Source organism: Streptomyces sp. NBC_01689, from assembly GCF_036250675.1.
Taxonomy (GTDB): Bacteria; Actinomycetota; Actinomycetes; order Streptomycetales; family Streptomycetaceae; genus Streptomyces.
The window spans coordinates 2,944,290-2,964,276 of the sequence record NZ_CP109592.1; the positions used below are offsets into that span (position 1 = coordinate 2,944,290).

Here is a 19,987-nt window from a genome sequence, read left to right on the forward strand (position 1 = left end):
GTACGGGGGCGGATCTCCCTTGGCCGAAAAGAGCCGAGCGTCCGGTCGTCCGCCGCCGTGCGCAGTCCGCCCGGGGAGGAACAGTGGCGCACCCGCCGATCGACGTGACACGGCTCGCCGCCCTGGACGCCGCGCAGGCGGCCCGGGTATTGGGCGAGGTGCGCGAGGCCACGCTGGCCGGGCACCCGGCTCGGATCGCGCCGCGCCCGGTGATCGGGCAGTCCTGGGAGCGCATGCTGCGCGACGGCGTCGACCCCGACCACGACGTCCGGTCGGGGCTGCTGGTCCGCGACGAGGTCGAGCGGCGACGGCAGACCTCGCGGCTGCGGCATGTGCTGCCGGTGCTGCGTGAGGGACTGCTCTCGGTCGCGGACGCGGCCCATCACATCGTGGTCGTCGCGGACCAGGAGGGCCGGGTGCTGTGGCGCGAGGGCTGCTCCTCGGTGCTGCGCAAGGCCGACGGGTTCGGTCTGGAGCTCGGCGCGGACTGGCGTGAGAACGTCGTCGGCACCAACGGCGTGGGCACCCCGCTGGTCACCCGTCAGCCCGTACAGGTGTTCTCCGCCGAGCACTTCGTGCGCACCCATCACTCGTGGACGTGTGCCGGGGCGCCGGTCACCGACCCGCGCGACGGCACCCTGCTGGGGGTGGTGGACGTGAGCGGACCGCTGGACACGCTGCATCCGGCCACGCTGGCGCTGGTCGGCTCGGTGGCCCGGCTCGCCGAGGCGCGGCTGCGCGAGCTGCACCTGACCTCGCTGGAGCGGCTGCGGGCGGTGGCGGCGCCGGTGCTGGCCCGGCTCGGCGGGCGCGCGGCGGCCGTCGACCAGGACGGCTGGACGGCCGCGGTCACCGGGATGCCGTACACGACCCGGCTCGCGCTGCCCAAGGAGCCGAGCGCGGGGCGTGGTTGGCTGCCGACGGTCGGGACGTGCGTGGTGGAACCGCTGCCCGGCGGCTGGCTGGTCCGCGCCACCGAGGAACCGGCGCCCCGGCGGCCCGCGCGGATCGTCCTGGACCTGGCGCATCCGCGCCGCTGGTCGGTGACGGTCGCCTCGGACGCCGGGACCTGGTGCCAGCGGCTGACCCCCCGCCACGCCGAACTGCTCTTCCTGCTCGCGGCCCGTCCGGGCGGCCGCAGCGCCGCGGGCCTCGCCGACGACCTGTTCGGCGACGCGGGCCGCACGGTCACGGTACGGGCCGAGATGTCGCGCGTACGGCGGTACCTCGGGGCCTTCCTGGAGCACCGGCCGTATCGTTTCTGCGACGACACCGAGGTGGAGTTGGCCCTCCCGGAGGACCCCCGGGACCTGCTCGCCCACTCGACGGCTCCCGCCATACGCAGGGCCCGCGCCGCACCGCCCCCTTGTACCGCACCGGGCGCCGACGCGTCCCCGGTGAACCACAAGGAGCGTATTTCGGGACCGTCTTCCGGGGTCCTCGACCAGGTGGACCGCTCCCTGCCGTAGCATCCCCTCACAGGCCACCCCACCCGTCTCTCCGTCAACGTATTGATCATGAGAGGCAGTTGGCCTTCCTCGGGAGGACGCATGAAGCACCGCGGCAGGCACCGCCGACAACGGAGGGGACAGGCGCTGCGCGCCACCCTGGCCGGAACCGCCCTGGCGCTCACCGCGGCGGCCACGCTGATCAGCACCTCCCAGGCCACCAACAGCAACAGCCCCGGGGCACTGGCCCCGCTCGGTGCCGCCGCGACGGCCGGCGGCTTCCGGCTGAACGAGAACCTGCTCCCCGAGGACACCCTGACCACGCTCACCAGGAACATGGGCGGCAACGTCGGCGTCTCGGGCGTCCTGGCCGACACCGACCACGTGATGCGCGACCGGGCGGAGTGCTCCGGCACCGAGCGCTCGGCGCTGCCCCTCGAACCGGTCGCGACCCGGGCGTACTGCTGGGCCGGGGACGACGCCCGGACCCGGGAGTGGAGGCCGGCCTCCGTCACCACCTCCGGCGACGCGGACGACGACGGCATGTGGGGCGAGCAGCGCGTCATCATGGCGGGCTGGACGCACGACGACCGGTCGGCGGCCACCACGGCCGGGGACCGCGAGCTGGCCCGGATCGCCCTGATCGACGCGAGCGACCCCCGGGCTCTCGCCTACCGCTGGGTGCTGCTCGTCGCCCCGCGTGACGGGGGCCGGGACTTCGACGCGGTCCGCTCCCGGATGAGCGGCATGGTCTGGTACCAGGGCAAGCTGATCGTCACCGGCCGGAGCGACGCCGGCCGCGACGACGCGCTGCTCGTCTTCGACCTGCACCACATCCTCAAGGCCGGCGTGGACGGCACGGCGGTCGGCAGGGTGCGGGGCGGCTACTCCGCGCACGGCTACCGCTATGTGCTGCCGGCCGTCGGCTCGTACAGCCCGGCCGGCGGCACCTGTGGCTCCGCCGCGGGGTCGGTCCCCTGCTTCGGCTCGCTCTCGCTGGACCGCACCTCGACGCCGGACAGCCTGGTCGCCACCGAGGCGTCCGGTCCGGACGGCGACCGGACCCGGATCTGGCGCTATCCCTACAGCACCGTCGCGGGCCGTGAGGGCCTGCTCCGCAGCGACTCCCTGGGCCGCGTCGACGCGGACGAGGCCTACACGACGAAGGCCTCAGGTCTGTCCGGCGCCCTGTCGCACACACCCGTCGGGGCACGCAGGGCCGACTGGTACGTCGGCCACACCCCCGGCAGCGGCGGCAGGCACGGCACCCTGTGGCGGCAGAGCGGCGGCGGTGCCGAGGCGGTCCGGTGCAGCGGCGACCAGTCGTACGCCTGCTGGGGTCAGCACACCTCCTCCCTGTCGTACTGGCAGGAGACCGGCGAGCTGTGGACCCTGAGCGGCGCGGGCTCGGACACGACGCCGGAGCGGACCCTCTACGCGGTGCCGCTGGCCTCGGTGGACCGCTCGCTGGGCTGAGCCCGTCGCGCGGACCGTGCGGCGCCGACGCGCGGCGTCCCGCGGCACGGCCGGACGGTGTCCCGCGGGCCGCCCCGAGTGCCGCGGCCGGGGCCTTTGCCGGGCCGGGCGCGGCGGGGTCCGCCTTGGAGGGGGCCGAGCGGCCGTGGTTCCCTGACCTCATGAGCACCGTCACTGTGACCACCTGGTCCCTGGAACAGACCTCCCCGGCCGACCTGCTCCCCGCGGCGGCGCCCGCCGGGGACGTCCGGATCGTGCGCGCCGAGGTCCCCTCGGCCGAGTTCAGCCGCTTCCTGTACGCCTCGGTCGGCGCCGACGTCCGCTGGACCGACCGGCTGGGCTGGACGTACGCGCAGTGGGAGCGGTTCCTGGACCGGCCGGGCGTGGAGACCTGGGTCGCCTACGACCGGGGCACGCCCGCGGGCTACGTGGAGCTGGAACCGCAGGACGACGGTGTCGTGGAGATCGTCTACTTCGGCCTGATCCCCGCCTTCCGGGGCCGGCGCATCGGCGGCCACCTCCTCTCGTACGGGGTCGCGCGCGCCTGGGACCTGGCCGAACGCGTGCCTAGGCGGGCCGAGACCAAGCGGGTCTGGCTGCACACCTGCAGCCAGGACGGGGAGTACGCCATGGACAACTACCTGCGGCGCGGGTTCAGGCTCTTCGACACCAAGGTCGAGGACGAGCCGGACGTGACCGCCCCCGGCCCCTGGCCCGGCGCACGGACGGTCTGACCAGCCGTCCGGCCGGGCCCGGAGGGCCGACCGGGTGACCGACCACCACCCTTGTCTCAGCGACCGGGACAAGGTTGTCCACATGATGGATGACGGTGGACTCCCCCGAGATACGCGTGACACGCTTCCGTCATGTCTGGAACTGGAATTGCCTTGGTGAGTCGGCGCCACGTCGATCTCGGCCGCATGTCCAGCGCCATCTGTCCGGTGAGCTGACAGCCCCGGCCGAGCCGGCATTCCCTTTCTCGCCTCTCCCGCGCAATGACGCGCACCCGTCCCACGGGTGCCCATGCGCGCGCTCAAGAGTGCCCTCCTTCCTGTCCCGCAGTCCCGAAGGACGTGTCCACCATGGCCGCCACCCCGCAGAACCCCGACGCCGGGCCCCGCCGCAAGGTGAGCCGTCACCGCGGTGAGGGCCAGTGGGCCGTGGGCCACTTCACCCCGCTCAACGGAAACGAGCAGTTCAAGAAGGACGACGACGGTCTCAATGTGCGGACACGCATTGAGACGATCTACTCCAAGCGGGGCTTCGACTCGATCGACCCCAACGACCTCCGCGGACGGATGCGCTGGTGGGGGCTGTACACCCAGCGCAAGCCCGGGATCGACGGCGGCAAGACCGCGATCCTGGAGCCGGAGGAGCTGGACGACAAGTACTTCATGCTGCGCGTCCGTATCGACGGCGGCCGGCTCACCACCGACCAGCTGCGGGTCATCGGCGAGATCTCGCAGGAGTTCGCGCGCGGCACCGCCGACCTCACCGACCGGCAGAACGTGCAGTACCACTGGATCCGTATCGAGGACGTCCCGGAGATCTGGAACCGTCTGGAGGCCGTGGGGCTGTCCACGACGGAGGCTTGCGGCGACACTCCGCGCGTGATCCTGGGTTCGCCCGTCGCCGGGATCGCCGAGGACGAGATCATCGACGGCACGCCCGCGGTCGACGAGATCCACCGCCGGATCATCGGCAACAAGGACTTCTCCAACCTGCCCCGCAAGTTCAAGTCCGCGATCTCCGGCTCGCCCCTGCTGGACGTGGCGCACGAGATCAACGACGTCGCGTTCGTCGGCGTGGACCACCCCGAGCACGGCCCGGGCTTCGACCTCTGGGTCGGCGGCGGACTCTCCACCAACCCGAAGATCGGACAGCGCCTGGGCGCCTGGGTCCCGCTGGACGAGGTCCCGGACGTCTACGAGGGCGTCATCTCGATCTTCCGCGACTACGGCTACCGCCGGCTGCGCACCCGCGCCCGCCTGAAGTTCCTGCTCGCCGACTGGGGCGTGGAGAAGTTCCGCCGGGTCCTGGAGGACGAGTACCTGGAGCGCGCGCTCCTGGACGGCCCGGCGCCCGAGCAGCCCGTCGCCCGCTGGCGCGACCACGTCGGCGTGCACCGGCAGAAGGACGGCAGGTTCTACGTCGGCTTCGCCCCGCGCGTCGGCCGGGTGGACGGCGCCACCCTCACCAAGATCGCCGAGCTGGCGGGCGCCCACGGCTCCGGCCGGCTGCGCACCACCGTCGAGCAGAAGATGATCGTCCTCGACGTCGAGGAGAGCCGGGTCGACTCCCTGGTGGAGGGGCTCGAAGCCCTCGACCTGACCGTCCGGCCGTCCTCCTTCCGGCGCGGCACGATGGCCTGCACCGGCATCGAGTACTGCAAGCTCGCGATCGTCGAGACCAAGGCCCGCGGCGCCTCCCTGATCGACGAGCTCGAACGCCGCCTGCCCGACTTCGAGGAGCCGATCACGATCAACGTGAACGGCTGCCCGAACGCCTGCGCCCGTATCCAGGTCGCGGACATCGGTCTCAAGGGCCAGCTGGTCCTCGACGACCAGGGTGAGCAGGTCGAGGGTTTCCAGGTGCACCTGGGCGGCGCGCTCGGGCTGGAGGCCGGCTTCGGCCGCAAGGTCCGCGGCCTCAAGGTCACCTCGGACGAACTCCCGGACTACGTCGAGCGGGTCCTCAGGCGTTTCCAGGCGGAGCGTGCCGACGGCGAGCGCTTCGCCACCTGGGCCGCGCGCGCCTCCGAGGAGGCCCTGTCATGAGCGAGCGTGCCGCGCCGTTCTACTGCCCCTACTGCGGGGACGAGGACCTGCGGCCCAGCGAGGAGGGTCACGGCGCGTGGGAATGCGCGGCGTGCAACCGGGCCTTCCAGCTGAAGTTCCTCGGGCTGCTGTCCCGGGGCCTTCGGCAGGACGACCGTGGAGGGGCGGAGATATGACGGCAACTCAGGAAGAGCGTACGGACGAGGACTTGAGGGATCTCGCCGAGCGGGCGGGGCGTGACCTGGAGGACGCCTCCGCACTGGAGATCCTCCGCTGGGCGGCGGACACCTTCGGCAAGAGGTTCTGTGTCACCTCCTCGATGGAGGACGCGGTCGTCGCCCACCTGGCCTCCCGCGCGTTCCCCGACGACAGCCGGGTCGACGTCGTCTTCCTCGACACCGGCTACCACTTCCCCGAGACCATCGGCACCCGGGACGCGGTCGAGGCCGTGATGGACGTCCATGTCATCACCCTCACCCCCCGGCAGACGGTCGCCGAACAGGACGCCGAGTACGGGCCCGCGCTGCACGACCGCGACCCCGACCTGTGCTGCGCCCTGCGCAAGGTCAAGCCCCTCGAAGAGGGCCTCACGGCGTACGACGCGTGGGCGACGGGACTGCGCAGGGACGAGTCCCCGACCCGGGCGGGCACCCCGGTCGTCGGCTGGGACGAGAAGCGGCGGAAGGTCAAGATCTCGCCGATCGCCCGCTGGACGCAGGACGACGTGGACGCCTACGTCGCCGAGCACGGCGTCCTCACCAACCCTCTGCTGACGGACGGTTACGCCTCCGTCGGCTGCGCGCCCTGCACCCGCCGCGTCCTGGAGGGCGAGGACGCCCGCGCCGGCCGCTGGGCGGGTCGCTCGAAGACCGAGTGCGGGCTGCACGGCTGACCATGACCGAGATCGCGGAGAACCAGGAGAACCAAGTGACCGGAGCCACGATCTGGCTCACGGGTCTGCCGAGTGCCGGCAAGACCACCATCGCGTACGAGCTGGCCGGCCGGCTGCGCGAGGAGGGCCACCGCGTCGAGGTGCTCGACGGCGACGAGATCCGCGAGTTCCTCTCGTCGGGCCTCGGTTTCTCGCGCGCCGACCGCGACACCAACGTCCAGCGCATCGGATTCCTCGCCGAACTCCTCTCCCGCAACGGCGTCAAGGCCCTGGTACCCGTCATCGCGCCGTACGCGGACAGCCGCGAGGCGGTGCGGGGACGGCACCGGGACGGCGGCACCGCGTATCTGGAGGTGCACGTCGCGACCCCGGTCGAGGTCTGCTCCGTACGGGACGTGAAGGGGCTCTACGCCAAGCAGGCCGCGGGCGAGATCTCGGGGCTGACCGGCGTCGACGACCCCTACGAGGAGCCCGTCTCGCCCGATCTGCGCATCGAGTCGCACACCCAGTCCGTGCAGGAGTCCGCGGCCGCGCTGCATGCGCTGCTCACCGAAAGGGGTCTCGCATGACGACCGCAGCCACTGTGTCCGAGGCGGCCGGCGATTCCGGGAACAGCGGGCCGTACGCGCTGTCCCACCTGGACGCGCTGGAGTCCGAGGCGGTGCACATCTTCCGCGAGGTCGCGGGCGAGTTCGAACGGCCGGTGGTCCTCTTCTCCGGCGGCAAGGACTCCATCGTCATGCTGCACCTGGCGCTGAAGGCCTTCGCCCCCGCGCCCGTCCCGTTCTCCCTGCTGCACGTCGACACCGGGCACAACTTCCCGGAGGTCCTGGAGTACCGCGACCGCACGGTGGCCGCCCACGGTCTGCGCCTGCACGTCGCCTCCGTCCAGGACTACATCGACCGCGGTGTCCTCAAGGAGCGTCCGGACGGCACCCGCAACCCGCTGCAGACCGTTCCGCTCACCGAGAAGATCCAGTCGGAGCGCTTCGACGCCGTGTTCGGCGGCGGACGCCGCGACGAGGAGAAGGCCCGCGCGAAGGAACGTGTCTTCTCCCTGCGCGACGAGTTCTCCCAGTGGGACCCGCGCCGCCAGCGCCCCGAGCTGTGGCAGCTGTACAACGGGCGCCACGCCCCCGGCGAGCACGTCCGGGTCTTTCCGCTCTCCAACTGGACCGAGCTGGACGTCTGGCAGTACATCGCCCGCGAGCGCATCGAACTCCCGGAGATCTACTTCGCGCACGAGCGCGAGGTGTTCCAGCGGGCCGGCATGTGGCTGACCGCCGGCGAGTGGGGCGGTCCGAAGGAGAGCGAGACGACCGAGAAGCGGCAGGTCCGTTACCGCACCGTCGGCGACATGTCCTGCACCGGCGCCGTCGACTCCGACGCCACCACGCTGGACGCCGTGATCGCCGAGATCGCCGCCTCCCGGCTCACCGAGCGGGGCGCCACCCGCGCCGACGACAAGATGTCCGAAGCCGCGATGGAAGACCGCAAGCGCGAGGGGTACTTCTAGCCATGACCAGCGCCACCGAACCCACCGAGCCCCTGTCGGTCGAGCAGTTGTCGGCGACCACGCTGCTGCGCTTCGCCACCGCCGGCTCCGTCGACGACGGCAAGTCCACGCTCGTGGGCCGTCTGCTGCACGACTCCAAGTCGGTCCTGACGGACCAGCTGGAGGCCGTGGAGCGGGTCTCGGCCGACCGCGGCCAGGACACCCCCGATCTCGCGCTGCTCACCGACGGCCTGCGCGCCGAGCGGGAGCAGGGCATCACGATCGACGTGGCCTACCGGTACTTCGCCACCGCGCGCCGCCGGTTCATCCTCGCCGACACCCCGGGCCATGTGCAGTACACCCGGAACATGGTCACCGGCGCCTCGACCGCCGACCTCGCCGTCGTCCTGGTGGACGCCCGCAACGGCGTCATCGAGCAGACCCGGCGCCACGCCGCCGTCGCCGCTCTGCTGCGCGTCCCGCACGTCGTCCTCGCCGTCAACAAGATGGACCTCGTCGGCTACCGGGAGTCCGTCTTCGCGGTCATCGCCGAGGAGTTCACGGCGTACGCCTCCGAGCTGGGCGTTCCGGAGATCACCGCGATCCCCATCTCGGCGCTCGCCGGTGACAACGTGGTGGAACCCTCCGCGAACATGGACTGGTACGGCGGCCCGACGGTCCTGGAACACCTGGAGACCGTGCCGGTCAGCCACGACCTGGCGCACTGCCACGCCCGGCTGCCCGTGCAGTACGTGATCCGCCCGCAGACCGCCGAACACCCCGACTACCGCGGCTACGCCGGCCAGATCGCGGCCGGTACCTTCCGCGTCGGCGAGAGCGTGACCGTCCTGCCCTCCGGACGCACCTCCCAGGTCGCCGGGATCGACCTGCTCGGCACGCCGGTCGACATCGCCTGGACCCCGCAGTCGGTGACCCTGCTGCTGACCGACGACATCGACGTCTCCCGCGGCGACCTGCTCGTACCGAGCAAGGACGCGCCGCCGACCACGCAGGACGTCGAGGCGACCGTGTGCCATGTCGCGGACCAGCCGCTCACGGTCGGCCACCGGGTCCTGCTCAAGCACGGCACCCGCACGGTCAAGGCGATCGTCAAGGACATCCCGTCCCGGCTGACGCTGGACGACCTCTCGCTGCACCCGCACCCGGGCCGGCTCGCCGCCAACGACATCGGCCGCGTCAAGATCCGTACCGCCGAGCCGCTTCCGCTCGACTCGTACGCCGACTCCCGGCGCACCGGCGCGTTCATCCTGATCGACCCCTCGGACGGCACCACCCTCACCGCCGGCATGGTCGGCGAGTCCTTCGCCGCACCGCAGCCGGTCAAGGACGAGGGCGACGAGGACGGGTGGGACTTCTGACATGACCCCCACCGACTTCTACTCCACGTTCGCCAAGGAGGGCGGCCGCGTCGGCAGCGGCGCCCTCGGCAGCGGGCAGGGCGGAGTGGCGCGATGTGCGGCGTGACGTACGCGCACTGCCTGCGCGCCCCGTCCCCCCACGCTCCCCCACGTCCCCGGCTTCGCTCCGGCCGTGCGGTGCCCCCGCTGCGGACCCGACGAAGACCCGCCGACCCCCCGGCCACGTACTGAAACCGTGACCGCCGGGCCAACGAGAGGAAAGCCTCCCGTGCCTGCCATCCGCTCCGCCCTCGTACGCCGTGGCACCGCCGCCGCCGTCGCACTCCCGCTGCTCGCCCTCGCCGCGTGCAGTTACGGCTCCGAGTCGAAGGACGACAGTTCGAAGGCGAAGGTCGCCGCCGGGTCCAAGAAGACAGACGGCCTGGACTCCGTGAAGATCGGCTACTTCGGCAACCTCACGCACGCGACCGCGCTCGTGGCCAACCAGAAGGGCTACTTCCAGAAGGAGCTCGGCGCCACCCGGGCCAAGTACCAGATCTTCAACGCCGGTCCCTCCGAGATCGAGGCCCTGAACTCGGGCTCGATCGACATCGGCTGGATCGGCCCCTCGCCCGCCATCAACGGCTACACCAAGTCGGCGGGGAAGAACCTCCGCATCATCGGCGGTTCGGCGTCCGGCGGCGTGAAGCTGGTGGTGAACCCCAAGAAGATCAAGTCCCTGAAGGACGTCAAGGGCAAGAAGATCGCGACCCCGCAGCTCGGCAACACCCAGGACGTCGCGTTCCTCAACTGGGCCGCGGAGCAGGGCTGGAAGGTCGACCCGCAGAGCGGCAAGGGCGCCGTCTCGGTCGTCCGCACCGACAACAAGATCACTCCGGACGCCTACAAGTCCGGCTCGATCGACGGCGCTTGGGTGCCGGAGCCGACCGCGTCCAAGCTGGTCGCCGAGGGCGGCAAGGTGCTGCTCGACGAGCGGGACCTGTGGCCCGACAAGAAGTTCGTGATCACGAACATCATCGTGTCGCAGAAGTTCCTCAAGGAGCACCCGAAGGCCGTCGAGGCCGTGCTGAAGGCCTCGGTCGAGACCAACAAGTGGATCAACGCCAACCCGGACGAGGCGAAGGCCGCGGCGAACAAGCAGCTGGAGGCCGATTCCGGCAAGGCCCTGCCGGCCGATGTCCTCGACCCGGCCTGGAAGTCCATCCAGGTCACCGACGACCCGTTGGCGTCCACCCTCAACACCGAGGCGGAGCACGCGGTGAAGGCCGGTCTGCTGGAGAAGCCCACCCTGACGGGCATCTACGACCTCACCCTGCTGAACAAGGTCCTCGCGGCCGAGGGTGGGACCCCCGTCGATGACGCCGGTCTCGGCGCCAAGTAGTCCCGGACCCCGATGAGTTCCCAGGAGGTGACGACCATGGCCACGACCTTCGCGAAGACCGCCGACAGCGCCGCAGCAGTCGAGCACGCCGCCAGGATCGAGCACGTCTCGAAGTCCTTCGCCGGACCCGCGGGACCGCAGCTCGTCCTCGACGACATCACCCTCGATGTCGCACCGGGCGAGTTCGTCACCCTCCTGGGGGCCTCGGGCTGCGGGAAGTCGACGCTGCTCAATCTGGTGGCGGGGCTCGACGCCCCGTCCGGGGGCAGCATCACGACCGACGGGCGCCCGGCCCTGATGTTCCAGGAGCACGCCCTCTTCCCGTGGCTGACCGCCGGTAAGAACATCGAACTCGCCCTGCGGCTGCGGGGCGTCGCGAAGTCCGACCGCCGCGACCGGGCGGAGGAACTGCTCGAACTCGTGCGGCTGAAGGGCGCGTACGGCAAGCGGGTGCACGAACTCTCCGGCGGGATGCGCCAGCGCGTCGCGATGGCCCGCGCGCTCGCCCAGGACAGTCAACTGCTGCTGATGGACGAGCCGTTCGCGGCGCTCGACGCCATCACGCGGGACGTCCTGCACGACGAACTGACCCGCATCTGGCGGGAGACGCGGGTGTCGGTCCTCTTCGTCACGCACAACGTGCGCGAGGCGGTACGGCTGGCGCAGCGCGTGGTCCTCCTCTCCTCGCGCCCCGGACGGGTCGCGCACGAGTGGACCGTGGACATCCCGCAGCCGCGGCGCATCGAGGACGCCGACGTGGCGGAACTGTCCGTCGAGATCACCGAACAACTGCGTGGGGAGATCCGCCGCCATGGCCAGCACTGAGACCAAGGACGAAGCGGCCGTCCGGGAGGACAACGACCTGGCGGGCCTGGACGCCCTGGAGACCGCGGTCCACACCGGCCGGCCCTCCCTTGGGCAGGTCTTCGTCGCGAAGGTCCTGCCGCCCCTCGTGGCCGTCGCGCTGGTGCTGGTGGTCTGGCAGTCGCTGATCTCCTTCGACGTCGTCACCGACCCCAGCAAGCTGCCCTCGCCCTCGGCCGTCTGGGACGAGGCGAAGAACGCGTGGCTGCAGGGAACCCTGCTCGGCTACGTCTGGACCAGTGTCTCCCGGGGACTGCTCGGCTTCCTGCTGGCCCTGGTGATCGGCACACCGCTGGGTCTGCTGGTGGCACGGGTGAGGTTCGTCCGCGCCGCGATCGGCCCGGTCCTGTCCGGTCTGCAGTCCCTGCCCTCGGTGGCGTGGGTGCCGCCGGCCGTGATCTGGCTCGGCCTGGACAACTCGATGATGTACGCCGTGATCCTGCTCGGCGCCGTCCCCTCGATCGCCAACGGGCTGGTCTCGGGCGTCGACCAGGTCTCCCCGCTCTTCCTGCGGGCGGGGCGGACCCTGGGAGCCACCGGGCTGCGCGGCACCTGGCACATCGTCATGCCCGCGGCGCTGCCGGGCTATCTGGCGGGTCTGAAGCAGGGCTGGGCGTTCTCCTGGCGTTCGCTGATGGCCGCCGAGATCATCGCCTCCTCGCCCGATCTGGGCGTCGGACTCGGCCAGTTGCTGGAGAACGGCCGCAACGCCAGCTCCATGTCGATGGTGTTCCTCGCCATCTTCCTCATCCTGTTCGTCGGTATCGCGATCGACCTGCTCCTCTTCAGCCCCCTGGAACGGCGGGTGCTGCGCGGTCGCGGACTCCTCGTGAAGAGCTGAGGCCTCATGCACCGCCCGGTCCTCCTCGTCATCGCCCACGGCAGCCGCGACCCGCGCCATGCCGCGACGGTCCACGCCCTCGTCCGGCGGGTCCGGGCGCGGCGCCCCGGCCTGCGCGTGGAGACCGGCTTCCTGGACTTCAACGTGCCGTCGGTGAACGGGGTGCTGGAGTCCCTGGACGCGGAGGGTGTACGGGACGTGGTGGCCCTGCCGTTGCTGCTCACCCGCGCCTTCCACGCGAAGGCGGACATCCCGGCGGTGCTGCGGCAGGCCCCGCCCCGGCTGCGTGTCCGGCAGGCGGCGGTGCTCGGCCCGTCACCGCTGCTGACGGACGCCCTCGAACGGCGTCTGTACGAGGCGGGGCTGACCCCCGCGGACAAGGCCTCGACCGGCGTCGTGCTGGCCTCCGCGGGGTCCAGCGACCCGGAGGCGATCGCGGTGATCGCGGACATCGCGCGGGAGTGGCGGCGCACCGGCTGGCGCGCCGTGCGGCCCGCGTTCGCCTCCGCCGCCCTCCCCCGCACGCAGGACGCGGTGCGTGAACTGCGGGCGCTCGGCTGCGCACGGGTGGCCGTCGCGCCCTATGTCCTGGCCCCCGGGTTCCTGCCGGACCGGATCGCCCGGGGCGCGGCCGAGGCGGACGTACTCGCGGACGTGCTGGGCCCGGCGCCGGAGGTGGCGCGGGTGCTGCTGGAGCGCTACGACCAGGCCCGGTCGCCGGCCCTGGCGGCGATCGGCGCCTAGGCGCTGTCCGTGATCTCCGGCAGGCGCACGACGACGGCTACGGCACCTCGCCGCGTTGTCGGACCGCCCGATTACGCCCGGCACGAGGACGGCCCTCCGCCGTGCGACGCACCGCATCCGACGCCGCGCGCCGATCCACCGTGGATCGCGGGACATCCCTTGGCGGCCGCCGTCCGGGCCGGACGACACCGGCGCGGACCACCTGCCGTCACCCCGGCAGGTGGTCCGGACGAACGGCCCCGCTCCGCGGCCGCCGCGTCGCCCGGCTCTCCGCGCGACGGAAGGCCCACGGGGCCGCGCCCGTCGTCCACGACGCCGGCGCCCGCCATCGGTGCGACGGCCCGACTCCCGACTCCCGTATGAGCCTGGCGAGTTCGCGCACGCCGCGCCGTGGATCCGGGTGCCGCGGCCCGTGCGCGTGATCCGTACCGGTCGCGTCAGGGACGCGGTGGCCTCGCCTCGTCCGGCGCCGCGACCGCCTCCCCCGCCAGCCGCACCAGCTCGGCGACCGGCATCGAACCCGGCGCCCTGCGTTCGCGCGCGAAGGTGTTCGCGAGCCGCTGGAGCAGGTCGTTGAGCGGGGTGGGTACGCCGTGCAGCCGGCCCAGGAGGGCGATCTCGCCGTTGAGCTGGTCGGCCTCGATGGTGCCGGTGGCGCGGTCGAGGGACTGCCAGGAGGAGCCGCCGCGCCGCGGGGAGCCGTCGAGGGGCTGGAGGCGGATCCGGTCGCCGCGGGCCCGCCGCTGCTCCTCCTCGCCCGCGTACGCGATCCCGGCGGCGGCGAGCACCGCCTCGCCCTCCGCGCGCACCCGTCCGACGAGCTCCAGGCTCTCCTGGCCGCCGACCGGGCCGCTGACCGCCTCGACCGCGTTGGCGAGGTTGCCGAGCAGTTTGGCGTACTGCCAGCGCGTCACGTCCGGCACGACCGGTGCCCCGAAACGGGACTCCTCCAGGTCGGCGGCGATCCGGCGGACCGTCTCGTCCGTGCCGTGCGGATACCGGCCGAGGTGGAGGATACCGGTGAGGGGCGCGCCGGCAGCCGAGACGGCGCCGGGCTCGACGAAGGTGGCGGGCAGCCAGACGCAGACCCCGTACACCCGCCGGAACCGGCGCAGCGCCAGGCGCTGGCCCTCCACGCCGTTCTGCGCGCAGACCAGCGGCAGTCGCTCGGCGGCCGTTCCGCCGCCCGCCACGGGGGCCGGGCCCCAGGCGGCCAGGGCCGCCTCGCTGTCCTGCGTCTTGACGGCGACGATCAGGACGTCGTCGGCCCGCAGCGCGCCGAGTGCCGCGGGACCGTCGACCACGGGCAGCCGGTGCGTCCGGACGCCCTCCGGGGTCGTGAGGCGCAGTCCGCCGGTGCGCAGCGCCTCGTGGTGCGCGCCCCGGGCGACCAGGACGACGTCGTGCCCCGCTTCGGCGAGCCGGCCGCCGACGGCTCCGCCCACGGCTCCGGCCCCGATGATGACGTATCGCATGGGGAGGAGCCTCGCACAGTCCTCGCGCACCGGTGCGGGTAGTCTCGGCCGGATGGTTTCGCGACGATTCATGCTCGGCGGGGAGCTGCCGGTCCGCAGGCTGGGTTACGGCACCGCCCAGTTGACGGGTCCTGGCTACTGGGGCCCGCGCGGCGACGCCCGGGACGCGGTGGCCGTCCTGCGGCGGGCGGTGGAGCGCGGGGTCACGCTGGTCGACACCGCCGACAACTACGGTCCGTCGGTGGCGGAGGAGCTGGTCGCCGAGGCTCTCCGTCCCTACCCGGAGGATCTGCTGATCGCCACCAAGGGCGGAGTCGTCCGTACCGGCCCCGGCGCGTGGCACGTGTCCGGGCGGCCGGAGACGCTGCGGGCGATGTGCGAGGCCAGTCTGCGACGGCTGCGGCTCGACACGATCGGCCTGTACCAGTTGCACCGGCTGGACCCGCGGGTGCCGATGGCCGAACAGCTCGGCGCACTGGACGAGTTGCGGGCCGAGGGGAAGATCCGGCATCTCGGCCTCGACACCGTGACGCCCGAACAGCTGTGGACCGCTCTGGAGTCGACCGACATCGCGGCGGTCCAGAACCGCTACAACCTGCTCGACCGTGCCTCGGACCCGCTGCTGGAGCTGTGCGAGGCGCGCGGGATCGCGTTCCTGCCGTGGTTCCCCCTCGGCAACGGCTCCCTCACCACCGGACGGGTCCACGCGGAGATCGCCGCCGGCCACGGGGCGACGCCGGGCCAGATCGCGCTCGCCTGGCTGCTGCACCGTTCCCCGGTGCTCTGTCCGACACCGGGCACGGGGTCGCTCGCCCACCTGGAGGAGAACCTGGACGCGGCCGCGGTACGGCTGACCGACGAGGACCTGCGGGCTCTGGGCTGACCTCGCCCGTGGGACAGGGCGAAGCCGCGGCCGTGCCGGGGCAGCGGTCCGACTCCGTTGCGGGCGGGACCCGAGCGCCTCGGCGACGCGGCGCTCACGCTCACTCCGCGTCCGGCGGCTCCGCGCTGAACGGTGTGCCCTGGTGGAAGTAGAGCCGCCAGCCCTCGGGCGTCCGCCACCACAGCGAACTCCGGTGCACCAGGCGCCCGTCGTCCGCCTCCGTGTCGAAGGTGATGTGGACCAGGTCCGGCGCCAGTTGGACACCCTTCATACGGGCGGCGGTGATGGGCCGTGAACCCGGAGCCGTCGTCGTGGTCAGATGCGCGAGGATCGAGGCGCGGTCCCAGACCCGGCCGGAGGAGCCGAACTCGCGAAAGCCGGGGTGCAGCAGGGCTCCGAGCAGCTCGGACGAACGGCGGACCTCGGCGTCGAGCAGACTCAGCTCGCCCTCGATGGCCGCCTCCACGGCGGGATTGTGATCAGTCACCTGTCAGCTCCTCCAGTTTGACGACGGTGTTCCAGTTGCGGGTGGTGGCGATGACGCCCTTGAGGAGCCTGGGCCTGGCCAGTGCCTCAGCCAGCTTGGAGCGGCCCAGGCCGTCGGGTGCGAACAGGTACAGGACGCGGTCACCGAGCCGGAACTCCTCCGGCCGGAAGGCCGCCGGGTCGACCGACGCGAAACGCCCGGCGTCGACGTGCGCGGAGAAGTAGGTGACGTGCAGCTGCTTGGCCTGCAGCTCGGCGGCCGGGAACGGGCACGCCTCCCGTACGGCCCTCAGGTAGGCGTGGTCGCGGACCAGCACGTCCACGGTGAACCCGAAGTGCTTCTCGACGGCGTCGGCCAACTCGGCGGCGAGGGACTCCTCGTCACCCCGGTCGGAGGAGAAGACGGCGTTGCCGCTCTGCAGGTAGGTGCCCACACCGCCGTGGCCGAGCCGCTGCAGCAGCGTACGGAGTTCCGCCATCGGCACCTTCTTGTTGCCGCCCACGTTGATCCCGCGGAGCAGTGCCGCGTACGTCGTCGTCATCCGTTCACCTTAGGACGGCATCCCCGCTCATCCGCACCAACACCCGCACCCTGAGCCGGATCCCCGAGAACCCTCCCTGTATGTAAGGGCCTTCTATCCTCCTCAGTGCGGAGACGGCGAGGTCCGCGGGGAGGAGCCGGGGGCCGGACGGTTCACCGGGCAGTACGAGGAGACGGTCTTGTACGGGCCATACCTTCATAACGAAAGGTGACGGCAGGGGGCTGTCACCGCGCACAAAGGGGCTGGCCCGTCATGAGGAACGGAGACATACGGGTGCGGGGCATCGCCGCCCGGGCAGGCGGCTGGAGCGCCCGGCACCGATGGGCCGCCGTCGGGATCTGGGTGCTGTTCGTCGTGCTGGCGATGGGGCTCGGCTCGGCGGCCGGCCGCGTGGACGTCGACGAGAGCGATCAGCTCAAGGGCGAGACGCACACGGCCGCGAAGATCATCGAGGACTCGGGGATCAAGGAGCCGTCGAGCGAGAGCGTCCTGATCCAGGCGAAGGACGGGAACGTCACCTCCACGGACGCCGAGTTCCGCAGTGCCGTCACCGCCGTCGTCCGGGCCGTCGGCGCGACCGGCGAGGTCACCGACGTCACCTCGCCGTACGACACCAAGACCATCTCCAAGGACGGCCGCAGCGCCCTCGTGCAGTTCGACATGCGGGGGGACTCGGACACCGCGGGCGACCGCGTCGCACCGGTGCTGGACGCCGTCAAGGGGGTGCAGAAGGAGCACACGGGGCTGCGGATCGAGGAGATCGGCGGCGCCAGCATGCAGAAGACCTTCGACGACGCGTTCGGGGACGACTTCCAGAAGGCCGAGCTCTCCGCCGTGCCGGTGGCCCTCGGCATCCTGCTGATCGCCTTCGGCGCGCTGGTGGCGGCCCTGCTCCCGGTGGCCCTCGCGGTCACCGCGATCATGGCGACGATGGGCCTGATGGGCATCGTCAGCCATCTCCAGCCGATGAGCGACACCGCCAACTCCGTGATGCTGCTGGTGGGTCTGGCCGTCGGGGTCGACTACTGCCTGTTCTACCTGCGCCGTGAGCGCGAGGAGCGCGAGGCCGGCCGGGACGCCCGGACCGCGCTGCGGATCGCCGCCGCGACCAGCGGCCGGGCCATCGTCGTCTCCGGTGTCACCGTCTGCGTGGCGATGGCCGGCATGCTCTTCACCGGACTCGCCGAGTTCGAGGCGATGGGGCTCGCGTCCCTGATGGTCGTGGCGGTCGCCATGGTCGGCTCGGTCACCGTGCTGCCCGCGCTGCTGTCGCTGCTCGGGGAGCGGGTGGAGAAGGGCCGCGTCCCGTTCCTGCACCCGGACAAGCGGGGCGGCGGCCGCCGCGGCAACCGCCGGCCCGGCGAGGAGGGCAGCCGTTTCTGGGGTGCCGTGCTGCGGGTCGTACTCGTCAGGCCCGGACTCTCCCTTGTCGTGGCGGCCGGGGTGCTGCTCGCCATCGCCTCCCCCGCCCTCGGCATGAAAACCCAACAGCTGACCCTGGACAAGGAGTTCGGCGACTCGCTGCCGATCGTCGGGACGTACAACCGGGTCAACGACGCGTTCCCCGGCGGCTCCGAGCCGGCCGAGGTGGTCGTCAAGGCGCACGACATCGACGCCGCCGACGTGCGGTCCGCGCTCGCCGACTTCCGTACCACCGCGATCAGTTCGGGTGCCTCGCGCGGCCCGGTCGACATCAAGGTGCACGCGGCGCAGAACGTCGCCTTCGTGTACGTGCCGCTCGTGGGCGGCTCCGACCAGGACAGGGCGGAGAAGAGCCTGGCCTTGCTGCGCGACACGGTCCGGCCCGCCACGCTCGGCAAGGTGGACGGGGTCCAGGCGCCGATCACCGGACAGGTCGCCGGGTCGCGCGACTTCAACGACCAGCTGGTGGGTTCGGTGACCCCGGTCTTCGCGTTCGTGGTCGTCTTCGCCTTCCTGCTGATGCTCCTCTCGTTCCGCTCGCTGACGATCGCGATCACCTCGATCGTGCTCAACCTCCTGTCGGTCGCGGCCGCCTACGGCATCCTCGTGGCCGTCTTCCAGCACGGCTGGGGTGCCTCGCTGGTGGGCGCGGAGGGGGTGGGCGCCATCGTCACCTGGCTGCCGCTGTTCCTCTTCGTGATCCTCTTCGGGCTGTCGATGGACTACCACGTGTTCGTCGTCTCGCGTATCCGTGAGGCGCGGCTGCGGGGGCGTGACACCAAGGACGCGATCCGGCACGGGGTGGTCACCACGGCCGGTGTCGTCACCAGCGCCGCCGTCATCATGGTCGCCGTGTTCGCGATCTTCGGCACGCTGTCCATGCAGTCCATGAAGCAGATGGGCGTGGGTCTGGCGGCCGCGGTGCTCATCGACGCGACGATCATCCGCGGGGTCCTGCTGCCGGCCGTGATGGCCCTGCTCGGCGAGCGCAACTGGTACCTGCCGAAGTGGCTGAACCGTCTGCCGGACTTCACCCACGACGAGTCGCCGGAGGCCGTCCTGCCGCCGGCCAGGCAGGACGAGCGCGCCGGGGTCTGACCCCGGCCGCGACAGGGCCCGTCGGTCCCCACGGGGGTGGGACCGACGGGCCTTCCGTACGGACCGGCGCCCCGGAACGGACCGGGGCGCAGGTTCGGACCGGGGCGCAGGTTCGGACCGGGGCGCAGGTCCGGACCGGGGCGCAGGTCCGGACCGGGGCGCAGGTCCGGGCCGATGGGGCGATCGAGGCCGATGGGGCAGTCGGGGTCGCGTGACCGGCCTCGACTCGTCAGGGCCGTCGGGCCGTCAGGGCCTTCGGGTCGTCAGGGCCATCAGGGCCGTCGGGCCGTCGGGCCGTCGGAACCGATCGCGCGATACGGGGTCCACACCGTGCGGAACCTCGGTCCGGTGCGGGCGACGGGCACACTGGCCGACATGCCTGTCTCACTGCATCACCTCGTCATCGACGCCCATGATCTGCCCGCCCTGGCCCGGTTCTGGGCCTCGGTGCTGGACTGGCGGATCCTTTCCGAGCGGGAGCGGGAGGTCGTGATCGGACCGGACGTGTCCGCGCCGGTGGGCATCTGCTTCATGCCGGTGACGGACCGCAAGACCGTCAAGAACCGTCTGCATCTCGATCTGACCTCCGCCGCCGAGGACCGGGAGGCCGAGATCGAGCGCATCCTCGCTCTCGGCGCGCGCAGGGCGGATGTCGGGCAGAGCGGCGGTGAGTCGTGGACCGTGCTGTGCGACCCGGAGGGCAACGAGTTCTGTGTGGTCCGCCCCAAGACGACCCTCGTCGACTGAGGGCCGTCCCCGCGCGAGTGCACGGTCGACCCCAACA

20 protein-coding genes are annotated in these 19,987 nt (G+C 72.0%); 17 read left to right on the forward strand and 3 right to left on the reverse strand.

Annotated features, from left to right (window positions below; all coding sequences use genetic code 11):
* Nucleotides 1-83: 83 nt before the first annotated feature.
* The 14 genes from OG776_RS12450 to OG776_RS12515 all read left to right on the forward strand — a co-directional run bounded on the left by OG776_RS12450 (nt 84) and on the right by OG776_RS12515 (nt 13,297).
* The gene (locus OG776_RS12450) at nt 84-1,469 is read left to right on the forward strand and encodes a helix-turn-helix domain-containing protein (protein ID WP_329320643.1); all 1,386 of its coding nucleotides are present in this window, start codon (nt 84-86) and stop codon (nt 1,467-1,469) included.
* A gap of 81 nt (nt 1,470-1,550) precedes the next feature.
* On the forward strand, nt 1,551-2,924 hold the full coding sequence (locus OG776_RS12455) for a hypothetical protein (RefSeq protein WP_148013171.1): 1,374 nt from the start codon (nt 1,551-1,553) through the stop codon (nt 2,922-2,924).
* 161 nt (nt 2,925-3,085) lie between these two features.
* Complete coding sequence (locus tag OG776_RS12460; protein WP_148013172.1) at nt 3,086-3,658, forward strand: GNAT family N-acetyltransferase; 573 nt, start codon at nt 3,086-3,088, stop codon at nt 3,656-3,658.
* Nucleotides 3,659-3,790: 132 nt separating this feature from the next.
* Nucleotides 3,791-3,874 (forward strand): putative leader peptide, encoded by an 84-nt coding sequence (locus tag OG776_RS12465; protein ID WP_309474722.1) that lies wholly within the window; start codon nt 3,791-3,793, stop codon nt 3,872-3,874.
* Nucleotides 3,875-4,006: 132 nt separating this feature from the next.
* Nucleotides 4,007-5,701 carry a nitrite/sulfite reductase gene (locus OG776_RS12470; RefSeq protein WP_148013173.1) on the forward strand — a complete coding sequence of 565 codons (1,695 nt, stop codon included), beginning with the start codon at nt 4,007-4,009 and terminating at the stop codon, nt 5,699-5,701.
* Nucleotides 5,698-5,877, forward strand: a complete 180-nt coding sequence (locus OG776_RS12475) for a hypothetical protein (RefSeq protein WP_081220004.1) — start codon at nt 5,698-5,700, stop codon at nt 5,875-5,877. Before OG776_RS12470 ends, OG776_RS12475 begins: the two co-directional genes overlap by 4 nt.
* Nucleotides 5,874-6,593: a phosphoadenylyl-sulfate reductase gene (locus OG776_RS12480; protein WP_148013174.1), complete on the forward strand. Its 720-nt coding sequence runs from the start codon at nt 5,874-5,876 to the stop codon at nt 6,591-6,593. Before OG776_RS12475 ends, OG776_RS12480 begins: the two co-directional genes overlap by 4 nt.
* Before the next feature lie 2 nt (nt 6,594-6,595).
* On the forward strand, nt 6,596-7,162 hold the full coding sequence (cysC, locus tag OG776_RS12485; protein WP_148013175.1) for an adenylyl-sulfate kinase: 567 nt from the start codon (nt 6,596-6,598) through the stop codon (nt 7,160-7,162).
* Entirely contained in the window at nt 7,159-8,109 is a 951-nt protein-coding gene (gene cysD / locus OG776_RS12490) for a sulfate adenylyltransferase subunit CysD (RefSeq protein WP_148013176.1), read from the forward strand. The genes cysC and cysD overlap by 4 nt, the downstream gene beginning before the upstream one ends.
* Nucleotides 8,110-8,111: 2 nt before the next feature.
* Nucleotides 8,112-9,467 (forward strand): sulfate adenylyltransferase subunit 1, encoded by a 1,356-nt coding sequence (locus tag OG776_RS12495; protein WP_148013177.1) that lies wholly within the window; start codon nt 8,112-8,114, stop codon nt 9,465-9,467.
* Nucleotides 9,468-9,735: 268 nt separating this feature from the next.
* Nucleotides 9,736-10,848: an aliphatic sulfonate ABC transporter substrate-binding protein gene (locus OG776_RS12500; protein ID WP_148013179.1), complete on the forward strand. Its 1,113-nt coding sequence runs from the start codon at nt 9,736-9,738 to the stop codon at nt 10,846-10,848.
* Nucleotides 10,849-10,884: 36 nt separating this feature from the next.
* On the forward strand, nt 10,885-11,673 hold the full coding sequence (locus tag OG776_RS12505) for an ABC transporter ATP-binding protein (RefSeq protein ID WP_148013180.1): 789 nt from the start codon (nt 10,885-10,887) through the stop codon (nt 11,671-11,673).
* Nucleotides 11,660-12,553 carry an ABC transporter permease gene (locus OG776_RS12510; protein ID WP_148013181.1) on the forward strand — a complete coding sequence of 298 codons (894 nt, stop codon included), beginning with the start codon at nt 11,660-11,662 and terminating at the stop codon, nt 12,551-12,553. Before OG776_RS12505 ends, OG776_RS12510 begins: the two co-directional genes overlap by 14 nt.
* Nucleotides 12,554-12,559: 6 nt before the next feature.
* Complete coding sequence (locus OG776_RS12515; protein WP_148013182.1) at nt 12,560-13,297, forward strand: sirohydrochlorin chelatase; 738 nt, start codon at nt 12,560-12,562, stop codon at nt 13,295-13,297.
* Between the two features lie 437 nt (nt 13,298-13,734).
* Here OG776_RS12515 and OG776_RS12520 read toward each other — a convergent pair whose 3' ends face one another.
* Nucleotides 13,735-14,772, reverse strand: a complete 1,038-nt coding sequence (locus tag OG776_RS12520) for a ketopantoate reductase family protein (protein WP_329320650.1) — start codon at nt 14,770-14,772, stop codon at nt 13,735-13,737.
* Between the two features lie 52 nt (nt 14,773-14,824).
* On the opposite strand from OG776_RS12520, the gene OG776_RS12525 reads away from it, so the two are divergent.
* Nucleotides 14,825-15,655, forward strand: coding sequence for an aldo/keto reductase (locus OG776_RS12525; RefSeq protein WP_148013184.1), 831 nt, complete (start codon nt 14,825-14,827; stop codon nt 15,653-15,655).
* Between the two features lie 100 nt (nt 15,656-15,755).
* Here OG776_RS12525 and OG776_RS12530 read toward each other — a convergent pair whose 3' ends face one another.
* Together OG776_RS12530 and OG776_RS12535 are read right to left on the reverse strand one after the other, a co-directional pair.
* Nucleotides 15,756-16,142: a nuclear transport factor 2 family protein gene (locus OG776_RS12530; RefSeq protein ID WP_329320652.1), complete on the reverse strand. Its 387-nt coding sequence runs from the start codon at nt 16,140-16,142 to the stop codon at nt 15,756-15,758.
* Nucleotides 16,135-16,683 (reverse strand): DUF1697 domain-containing protein, encoded by a 549-nt coding sequence (locus tag OG776_RS12535; RefSeq protein ID WP_148013186.1) that lies wholly within the window; start codon nt 16,681-16,683, stop codon nt 16,135-16,137. Before OG776_RS12535 ends, OG776_RS12530 begins: the two co-directional genes overlap by 8 nt.
* 252 nt (nt 16,684-16,935) lie before the next feature.
* Between OG776_RS12535 and OG776_RS12540 the strand changes: the two genes are divergently transcribed.
* Both OG776_RS12540 and OG776_RS12545 read left to right on the forward strand, forming a co-directional pair.
* Nucleotides 16,936-19,203 (forward strand): MMPL family transporter, encoded by a 2,268-nt coding sequence (locus OG776_RS12540; RefSeq protein ID WP_329320654.1) that lies wholly within the window; start codon nt 16,936-16,938, stop codon nt 19,201-19,203.
* A 375-nt stretch (nt 19,204-19,578) separates the two neighbouring features.
* Nucleotides 19,579-19,950, forward strand: a complete 372-nt coding sequence (locus OG776_RS12545) for a VOC family protein (protein ID WP_329320656.1) — start codon at nt 19,579-19,581, stop codon at nt 19,948-19,950.
* Nucleotides 19,951-19,987 lie beyond the last annotated feature (37 nt).

Bases quoted from the DNA above. Each gene is read 5' to 3' on its own strand.
- OG776_RS12505 (WP_148013180.1), top strand. From the start codon at position 10,885: ATGGCCACGACCTTCGCGAAGACCGCCGACAGCGCCGCAGCAGTCGAG.
- OG776_RS12510 (WP_148013181.1), top strand. From the start codon at position 11,660: ATGGCCAGCACTGAGACCAAGGACGAAGCGGCCGTCCGGGAGGACAAC.
- OG776_RS12460 (WP_148013172.1), top strand. From the start codon at position 3,086: ATGAGCACCGTCACTGTGACCACCTGGTCCCTGGAACAGACCTCCCCG.
- OG776_RS12480 (WP_148013174.1), top strand. From the start codon at position 5,874: ATGACGGCAACTCAGGAAGAGCGTACGGACGAGGACTTGAGGGATCTC.
- OG776_RS12520 (WP_329320650.1), bottom strand. From the start codon at position 14,772: ATGCGATACGTCATCATCGGGGCCGGAGCCGTGGGCGGAGCCGTCGGC.
- cysD (WP_148013176.1), top strand. From the start codon at position 7,159: ATGACGACCGCAGCCACTGTGTCCGAGGCGGCCGGCGATTCCGGGAAC.
- OG776_RS12455 (WP_148013171.1), top strand. From the start codon at position 1,551: ATGAAGCACCGCGGCAGGCACCGCCGACAACGGAGGGGACAGGCGCTG.
- OG776_RS12525 (WP_148013184.1), top strand. From the start codon at position 14,825: ATGGTTTCGCGACGATTCATGCTCGGCGGGGAGCTGCCGGTCCGCAGG.
- OG776_RS12465 (WP_309474722.1), top strand. From the start codon at position 3,791: ATGTCTGGAACTGGAATTGCCTTGGTGAGTCGGCGCCACGTCGATCTC.
- OG776_RS12545 (WP_329320656.1), top strand. From the start codon at position 19,579: ATGCCTGTCTCACTGCATCACCTCGTCATCGACGCCCATGATCTGCCC.
- OG776_RS12470 (WP_148013173.1), top strand. From the start codon at position 4,007: ATGGCCGCCACCCCGCAGAACCCCGACGCCGGGCCCCGCCGCAAGGTG.
- OG776_RS12515 (WP_148013182.1), top strand. From the start codon at position 12,560: ATGCACCGCCCGGTCCTCCTCGTCATCGCCCACGGCAGCCGCGACCCG.
- cysC (WP_148013175.1), top strand. From the start codon at position 6,596: ATGACCGAGATCGCGGAGAACCAGGAGAACCAAGTGACCGGAGCCACG.
- OG776_RS12535 (WP_148013186.1), bottom strand. From the start codon at position 16,683: ATGACGACGACGTACGCGGCACTGCTCCGCGGGATCAACGTGGGCGGC.
- OG776_RS12495 (WP_148013177.1), top strand. From the start codon at position 8,112: ATGACCAGCGCCACCGAACCCACCGAGCCCCTGTCGGTCGAGCAGTTG.
- OG776_RS12475 (WP_081220004.1), top strand. From the start codon at position 5,698: ATGAGCGAGCGTGCCGCGCCGTTCTACTGCCCCTACTGCGGGGACGAG.
- OG776_RS12540 (WP_329320654.1), top strand. From the start codon at position 16,936: ATGAGGAACGGAGACATACGGGTGCGGGGCATCGCCGCCCGGGCAGGC.